The sequence below is a fragment of the Chlorogloeopsis fritschii PCC 6912 genome (assembly GCF_000317285.1).
GTDB classification, from domain to species: Bacteria; Cyanobacteriota; Cyanobacteriia; order Cyanobacteriales; family Nostocaceae; genus Chlorogloeopsis; species Chlorogloeopsis fritschii.
In genome coordinates this window covers 42,704-48,832 of record NZ_AJLN01000071.1, presented here as the reverse complement: position 1 = coordinate 48,832, position 6,129 = coordinate 42,704, and the positions used below count along the sequence as shown (strand labels likewise).

3 protein-coding genes are annotated in these 6,129 nt (G+C 48.0%); all 3 read left to right on the top strand.

Annotated elements, in window-relative coordinates:
* The first annotated feature begins 131 nt into the window (after positions 1-131).
* The 3 genes from UYC_RS0113190 to UYC_RS0113175 all read left to right on the top strand — a co-directional run bounded on the left by UYC_RS0113190 (position 132) and on the right by UYC_RS0113175 (position 6,118).
* The gene (locus UYC_RS0113190) at positions 132-1,061 is read left to right on the top strand and encodes a response regulator (protein WP_081588152.1); all 930 of its coding nucleotides are present in this window, start codon (positions 132-134) and stop codon (positions 1,059-1,061) included.
* Between the two features lie 737 nt (positions 1,062-1,798).
* Positions 1,799-5,719, top strand: a complete 3,921-nt coding sequence (locus UYC_RS0113180) for an ATP-binding protein (RefSeq protein WP_016876301.1) — start codon at positions 1,799-1,801, stop codon at positions 5,717-5,719.
* Positions 5,720-5,896: 177 nt separating this feature from the next.
* Complete coding sequence (locus UYC_RS0113175; protein ID WP_016876300.1) at positions 5,897-6,118, top strand: hypothetical protein; 222 nt, start codon at positions 5,897-5,899, stop codon at positions 6,116-6,118.
* Positions 6,119-6,129: the final 11 nt, after the last annotated feature.

Sequence of the window (6,129 nt, the reverse complement as noted above, 5' to 3'; positions counted from 1 at the left end):
CCCCTATTTTCAACCTAGTTGTGAGCGAAGAAGAATTTACTCGGCATATCAAAATTATCCGTCAGCAGATAGAGGCGCTGCAAAAATATATTGACCTAACACCAACACAGCAGCAACAAGTAGCTGAAGCAATGGAGGAGATCGTCGCCTCTTTAGGGAACCTCCAATTACAGCAAGAAGAAATGCAGACAAGCTTAGAAGCACTGGAAGATATTCAGGACGAACTGCTCCAGCAAAATGAGTATTTGGCAATAGAACGTCAGTATTATTACGAGCTGTTTAATTTTGCACCTGATGCCTATTTGCTCATAAATGCCCAAGGAATGATTCTGAAAGCTAACCGCACTGCTGGCGCATTATTTAACGTCTTGCCCAACTTCCTGATTGGCAAACCATTAGCCAATTTTGTCGCTGAAGCAGAGCGATCGCTCTTTCGTACCAAACTAAATCAGTTGTCCCAATTAGACTCTGTACAAGAGTGGGAAATGGTTATTTGTCCGCGTGGCGGTCAACCTTTTGATGCAGCGCTGATGGTAGCACCGATCCGCAATACTGCTGGGCCAATAATTTCGCTACAGATTAGCATACGCGATGTTACTAAGTACAAGCAGGCAAATTTACAACTCCAGGCAATAGCGAGTCAGCTGCTGCCAGAGGCAGCAGCTGTAGAAACTCCTCGTTCGCTCGATGGCTTGCAGGTACTGTTTGTAGATGATGAAGCCGACGCCCGCGAATTTATTACTACAGTGTTGGAGCAACATGGAATTTTAGTAACAGCAGTCAACTCTGTTGCCGAGGCACTCGAAGTTTTGGAGCGATCGCGCCCCGATGTCATCATCAGTGATATCAGGATGCCCGATGAGGATGGCTATGCTTTAATTCGCAAAGTTAAAGCACTAGAAGCAGAGAAAGGATGGCAAATTCCCACTGCTGCCTTGACTGCTTATCTTGCAGAAGACAGAGCAAAAGCAATAAAAGCAGGTTTTCAATCGCATTTACACAAACTTGCTGAACCAACAGAGTTAGTAGCAATGGTGGCACAGCTGGCTGGACGAGGATAAGACAGGAGGCAGGAGGCAAGAGAGAACAGTTATATAGTTGTCAGATGTATTGATAACTGATAACTGTTTACTGATAACTGTTATGAGAACTTTAGTAGATTTTCCCAGGAAAGATGGATAGTTGTACCGAAAGCAAGAAAGCCGCGATCGCTCGTTAACTCGTCCAACTACACGGTGGTACTATTGAGGCAACAAGTGCCGGAATTGGACGAGGCGCAAAGTTTACCGTCAAATTACCGTTGATCATATCAGTAGAGAGTCCGTAAATTTTCCGAATCAAAAAGCATTCAAGCAGATTGAGAAAGCATTTAGGCTTTTGATTTGCGGAAAACACCAAAATTAGTGCGCGATTTACCAAAATGAGAACTCATTTAAGCATTTTGAGTAAGCAATAAGACAATTTGCCTGCGGAAAACACCAAAATGAGAAAGCAAAATGGCATTTTGAGAAAGCATTTAAACAAAACGAGAAAGCAAACAGGCATTTTGAGAAAGCATTTAAACAAAATGAAAAAGCAAACAGGCATTTTGCTAAATGATTTTAAAGTTACATTAAAGAGAAAGTAGTAAAAGGTGGGCACATCCTCAATGATCGCGATCGCGAATTTGCTTCCAGTGCCTTCATCCAGCTAAAAACCCCTACCAAAAACAATTTACAACCAACAACAGCCAGAAGCAGAGTTTTATGAGTTTTTTTAGCAATAAAATTATTGCCAAATAGCCGAAGTTATAAGCGCTATGCAACTACCTCAAACAGATACAGTCACGCTAGAGGATATTCTCATCACCGAAGAGTTGTCCCGTCGAAATCCTCGTGCTGAAAACTTACTAAAAGAAAATCAGGCATTGCACGCATTGGCTCGGCAGTTGGTAAATCAGCCCCAAACGATGCTCCAGAGCATCGTTGGCATGGCGCTCGACTTATGCTGTGCCCAAAGTGCAGGGGTCAGTTTACTAGAAATGACACCAACTGGTGAAGAAGTCTTTTGCGCTCATGTGTTGGCAGGAGCATTAGAACAGTACGTAGGCGGCACTACAAAGCGTGACTTTAGTCCCTGTGGAGTTTGCCTTGAACGCGGTACTCCTGTGCTTTATTCCTATCCTGAACGGTATTTTACTGATTTACAGGCAGCAAACATTCCCATCGTTGAAGCATTAATACTACCGTTGATTGCAGATAACCATGCCCTCGGCACGATTTGGATTCTATCCCACGATGAGCAGCGGCACTTTGACTGTGAAGATGTGCGGGTGATGTCCAGTCTGGCAGACTTTACAGCCGCCGCACTGCTGCTAGAGGGGCGACAAACCCACCAATTGCTGGCAGCAAATTCCAGATTGGAGGCTGAGATCATTGAGCGCAAGCGGGCGGAGATTGCTTGGCGCGAATCTGAAGAAAAATACCACACGCTGTTAAATTCGATGGACGAAGCCTTTTGCAGCATCGAAGTGTTGTATGACGAAGACGGACAGCCTGTTGACCATCAAATCCTTGAAGCGAATCCGGCGTTGGAAAAACACACTGGCTTAACCGATGCGCGGGGTAGATTGGCAAGCGAGTTGCTCCTGGAAGTCGAACAATCCTGGAACGACCTTTTGGCACGAATCGTTGCCATAGGCGAATCGGAGCGACTTGAGCAGCACTCGCCCGCGTTTGACCGTTGGTTCGACATTGAAATTTTGCGTCTCGGCGACGAAACGCTGCGCCGTGTCGCAGTTCTTTTCCGGGACATCACCGATCGCAAACACACGGAAGCGAACCTCGCCTTTTTAGCCGAGATGAGCGCGGATTTTACACCCCTGTTGAGCATCGAGGAGATTATGGAGCGGGTCGGCAAACGGCTGGCCGATTTTCTCAATCCCTCGCGCTGCAATTTTTCCGTCGTTGACGAGGAAGCCAACCGCATCGAGTGCATCTATGCCTGGCGGCGCGACGACTCAATGCCCAACTTATTCGGCACACACCGCATCTCGGCTTTCCTGAACGAAGAAGGCAGGCGACATTACGCGGCGGGTAAGCTCTCGGCCATCAACGATACGCGGACTAATCCGATGCTCAACCCGACGTTTGAAATGTGGGACGAGCTTGGCTTCGGTTCAATTGTTGACGCGCCTTTCCTCAAAGACGGGCGTTGGAAATTTTTGTTAACCATCGCACGCTCCGAAGCGGGCGAGTGGCGCGAAGATGAAGTCGAACTGATTCGGGAACTCGCCGAGCGAATTTACATCCGCATCGAACGCGCCCGCGCCGAAGAAACCCTGCGCGTCTCGGAGGAGAAGTACCGCGCGCTGTTCAACTCAATGGACGAGGCTTACGCGGTCGTCGAGGTCATCCGCGACAAGGAGGGATCTTGGAGCGACTTCCTCTTCCTAGAGGTGAACCCCGCTTTCATGAAGCACACCGGGATGGAGTACCCGGTCGGCCGAACGGCGACCCAGATCCTCGGCACGCCAAACCCGCAGTGGGCGAAGATGTATGGTCAGGTGGCTCAGACGGGCGAAGCGTTACGCATTGAGATGACGGAGGACAACCTAAACCGGGTCTTCGACCTCAATATCTTCCGGCTAGGCGATTCGGGAAGCCGCCGCGTCGCGGTGCTGTTCACCGACATCACGGAACGGAAGCGCACCGAAGATGATCGCAAACGCGCCCAAGAAGCAATGCAGATATTTTTCAGTAATGTGAGTCATGAGTTTCGTACCCCCCTGACCCTGTTGCTGAGTTCGATTCAAGAGACCTTGAGCGATCTTGCCCACCCTCTGAGTTCTGCCCAACGATCGCAACTGCAACTGGCACATCGCAACGCAATTCGGCTGCTGAAGCTCGTTAATACTCTGCTTGACGTTTCCCGCATCGAAGCAGGTCACATTCAGGCAGTGTATGAACCGACCGATCTGGCAACCTTAACGACAGAACTAGCGAGTTCATTCGAGTCAGCCATCAAGCAGGCAGGTTTGCAACTGGTGATGGATTGCCCACCCCTACCGCAGCCCGTTTATGTTGATCGCTCTATGTGGGAGAAAATTGTCCTCAATTTGCTCTCAAATGCGTTTAAGTTTACCTTTGCAGGCAAGATCGCAGTCCGCTTGAGGCTGGCTGACAATCAAGTTGAGTTAACCATAAAAGACACAGGCATTGGTATTTCCGCCACAGAACTGCCTCACTTGTTTGAACGGTTCTATCAGGTGAAAGAAGCTAAAGGTCGGAGCTTTGAAGGATCGGGGATTGGCTTGTCTCTGGTGCAGGAATTGGTCAAACTGCATGGCGGCACGATTCAAGTTAGCAGCGTTGAAGGAGAAGGCAGTTGCTTTAAGGTGTCCATCCCAGCCGGGTTTGCTCATCTCCCCCCTCAACAGATTGGCTCATCTCGTACGGGCGGATTTAGTAAAGATGCTTCAAGGCAATCAGAAGATGGCTTGCAAAACCCGCCCCTACCCTCAATGGCAACAGATGCAACTGCCTATGTGGAGGAAGCGTTGGGGTGGCTACCGCAAGAAGGGAAAAGGGTTGGGGGAATAGGGAGGAATCTTAACCTGTCACCTGTCACCTGTCACCTGTCACCTTCTTCTGCTCGCATTCTCCTGGTGGAAGACAACGCGGATATGCGTGGTTACCTGAAGCGGCTATTGAACCAACGATGGCAGGTGGAGACAGCTGCTAATGGTGCGATCGCCCTCAGTTTGATCCAGCAAAATCCTCCTGATTTAGTGCTAACCGATGTCATGATGCCAGAGATGGATGGGTTGCAATTGCTGCAAGCACTACGGGCTGACCCTCAAACAAAAAGTATTCCGATTATTCTGCTGTCGGCACGAGCAACAGAAGAGGCAACGGTCGAAGGTTTGGCAACGGGAGCAGATGATTACTTAATCAAACCCTTCTCGGCGCGTGAACTGATGGCACGGGTTGAAACTCATCTCCAATTGGCACGGCTGCGCTTTGAGCGATCTGCGAACCGCTTTAAGGATGAGTTTCTCATGACCGTCACCCATGAACTGCAAGCCCCACTAGCGACGATTCTCGGTTGGGCACGGTTGTTGCAAACCAAATCCTTTGACCAAACCACAACGGCTCGTGCTTTGGCAACGATTGAGCGCAATGCCATGATTGAGGCAAAACTAGTGAAAGATTTGCTGGATGTTTCTAGCATTCTCTCTGGAAAGTTTCAATTAAAATCTCAACTCGTTGATTTGGTTTCGTTGGTACAGAATGTGATGCTCGCATTCCAAAAAGCAGCCCAGGCAAAGGGCATTCACCTGACCGAGACGATATCCAATGTTGCACTCGGTGATGTTATAGCAGACGGCGATCGCATTCGACAAATTATTGCCAACCTGCTGGAAAATGCCATTAAGTTTACATCCGAAGGGGGACGGGTCAACGTTCGACTGGAACGCTTTGACTCTGAAGTTCACATCACCGTGAGTGATACGGGTGTTGGCATTAGCCCTGATTTTCTCCCTTATGTCTTTGATCGCTTCACTCAAGCAGAGGTACCCAGCCGTCATTCTCCAGGAGGGCTGGGTATTGGGCTGGCGATCGCTCGTCAACTCGTCCAACTGCACGGAGGTACAATTGAGGCAGCAAGTGATGGAATTGGACGAGGCGCAAAGTTTACCGTCAAATTACCGTTGATGATATCAGTAGAGAGTCCTTAAATTTCCCGAATCAAAAAGCATTCAAGCAGATTAAGAAAGCATTTAGGCTTTTTCATTGCGGAAAATACCTTTAGGAGTGCGCGTTTTACCGAAATGAGAACTCATTTAAGCATTTTGAGTAAGCAATATGCCTTTTTGCTTGCGGAAAATACCTTTAGGAGTGCGTGATTTACCGAAATGAGAACTCATTTAAGCATTTTGAGTAAGCAATATGCCTTTTTGCCTGCGGAAAACACCAAAATGAGAAAGCAAAATGGCATTTTGAGAAAGCATTTAGACAAAACGAGAAAGCAAACAGGCATTTTGTTAAATGATTTTAAAGTTACATTAAAGGAGGAGCAGCAAAAGTTTGGCTTAATAGTATTGATTATCAAGCTACGCTTTAAATTAGAGATATAGGTGTGAGAACT